Genomic DNA, 2,210 nt, shown 5'->3' with positions numbered 1-2,210 from the left:
TACATCCGCGATACCTCGGGCGACCTGCGCCTGCGCGAGATCGACGGCGCCATCGAGGCGCTGCGGGCGGCCAAGCTCGCCTGCCTTGCCGCCCTGGCCGAGGGCCAGAAACAGCCCGCGGCGGCCGAGGCCTTCATGGCCTCGCTCGGCGGCCCCGAGACGCTGGCCGATTTCGGCGCGGCGCTGGCGCAGATCGACGCAGCCGCCACCGCATGGAATGACAGCTGGGCGGACTGGCTCAACACGCTGGCGGTCAGCGACCTGATCCAGCCCGCGACGATGCTGCGCGAAGGGGTCGACACCCGATATATCGCCCGCATCGAGGCGGTGTCGGACGCCACGGCCGCCCCGCTCCGACAGGCGCAGGCGCTGGCCGATCTGATCGCGGCGCTCGAAGCGACGGGGGCGTGATGCTGATCTGGCACCTGTTCAAAAGCCCGAGCGCGTTCATCGACGACCCCTGGGGGTTCGCCCGCAACCAGACCGGCCACGCGCTGATCGTCGGCTTTCTGCCGGTGTTTCTGCTGGGCGCCTGGGCCGCGCTGCCCGCGATTTGTCTTTATGCGATCTGGGAGGCCGCGCAGTGGCGTCTCTACGGGGCCGCGCCGTCTGACGGGCTGGAAGACCTGGCCTATGTCACCGGCGGGGTGCTGGCCGCGCTCTGGTGGCCCGTGCTGATCGTGCTGGCCGTCATGCTGGCTTCCGGGGTGCAATACCGCCGCGAAATGAGGGGCTGATCCCGTGGCATATGCGGTTATCTCGGCCTTCTCCGGGACCGGGGCGACCAAGACCACGGTCAACATCGCGGGGAGCAGTTTCGACATCTACGAATGCCCGTTCGATGCGCAGATCGAGGTCGGAACAGCGGGCGATATCGACTATGCGATAATCGGCGCGGGCGGGGCTTCGTCTCCGGCGAACTACAACGCCTCGGGCGGCGGGTCTGGTGGCGATGTGCTGATCGGCACGATGGCTGTTTCCGCCGGGACGCTGGCGATCACGGTCGGGCTGGGCGGGACGTCGACCACTTCGGCGGCTACGTCAGGTGGCGACACCTCCGCGCTTGGCCTGACCGCGCTTGGCGGCGGCATTGGTGCCGGGTTTGGCGGCGGCGCGGCGATCCTGCCGACCGATGGCGGTGGCGCCGGGCCGAGGGACGATGGCGATACCCTTCTCGGGGCCGCGCACCCGACCTCTTATCGGGGCGGCAACGGGTATAGGGTCAGCGGCGGGCGCAAGCATTCGGGCGGCGGGCGCGGGGCTGGCGGCAACGGCGGCGATGCCGACGCAGACACTGCCGGGGCTGGTGGCCCGGGCATCGTGTCGGACATCACGGGCCTGTCGGTCGAATATGGCGCAGGCGGCACCGGCCGGATTTGGGATCTGAACGTCAACATCCCGACCAACCCGGAAACCCCGACCATCCCGGGCCATGGCGGCCCCGGCGTCACAAGCCGCGCTTATCTTGCCGGGTCGCCCGGAGCGAATGGTGTCGTCGTCCTCCGGGTCGCAACCCCAGGCGCCACGACGCCGGATGAGGTCGGCGGCGGGTCGATTGCTTCGGCCGTGGCGATCTCCGGCGGCGCAGTCGGTCAGACGCACCGGCTGGGCGGATCGGCCATCGCTTCGGCCCCGGCTATTTCTGGCGGGGATCTGGGGCAGACGCATGCCATCGGCGGTGGCGTCGTGTCGGCGCAGGTCTCGGCGGCTGGTGGCGGCCTCGGCCAGACACATGCGCTGCCCGGCGGCGCGGTGTCGGCCCAAGTCGCCGTCTCTGGCGGCCAGCTGGGGCAAACCCACAGCATCGGCGGTGGGTCGGTCACGTCGCAGGTGGTCATCACCGGCGGCGCCATCGGGGACATATCGGCGGTTCCGGGTGGCAGCATCGCCGCTCGGGTGGCCATCGCTGGCGGGGCTCTCGGCCAGACCCACCGGATCGGGGGCGGAACGGCCGTGGCACAGGCCACGGTATCGGGCGGTGCGCTGGCCCAGACCCATGCCCTGGCTGGCGGGTCTGTGGCAGCGCGGATCGACGCAACCGGCGGCGCCCTCGGGCAGGTGCACCGGATCGGCGGCGGTTCCATCGCCTCGGCCTTCGTGGTCTCGGGCGGCGCCTTCACACAGGGGCAGGTGTCCGGCCGACGCTGGGCACGGCCCGGGGACACGCCGGGCAAGGGCAAGATCCTGACCGGGCAGCAAGGCCCCGGCAG

3 protein-coding genes are annotated in these 2,210 nt (G+C 71.1%); all 3 read left to right on the top strand.

The window, feature by feature from the left end; all coding sequences use genetic code 11:
* The coding region (locus tag BYZ73_RS23015) for a hypothetical protein (RefSeq protein ID WP_181498145.1) at nucleotides 1–411 on the top strand (411 nt) is incomplete at its 5' end.
* A complete protein-coding gene (locus tag BYZ73_RS20825; RefSeq protein ID WP_112317527.1) occupies nucleotides 411–737 on the top strand; it encodes a hypothetical protein in 327 nt (108 codons plus the stop codon). The genes BYZ73_RS23015 and BYZ73_RS20825, both read left to right, overlap by 1 nt.
* A 4-nt stretch (nucleotides 738–741) precedes the next feature.
* Nucleotides 742–2,210 (top strand): glycine-rich domain-containing protein (locus tag BYZ73_RS20820; protein WP_342768240.1); only part of this gene is annotated, 1,469 nt, incomplete at its 3' end.

It is taken from the genome of Rhodovulum viride (assembly GCF_003265965.1).
In the GTDB taxonomy this organism is placed as follows: Bacteria; Pseudomonadota; Alphaproteobacteria; order Rhodobacterales; family Rhodobacteraceae; genus Rhodovulum; species Rhodovulum kholense.
This window is presented reverse-complemented; position numbering and strand designations above follow the sequence as displayed.

Coding starts and splice junctions, on each gene's coding strand:
- BYZ73_RS20825 (WP_112317527.1), top strand. CDS start 411: ATGCTGATCTGGCACCTGTTCAAAAGCCCGAGCGCGTTCATCGACGAC.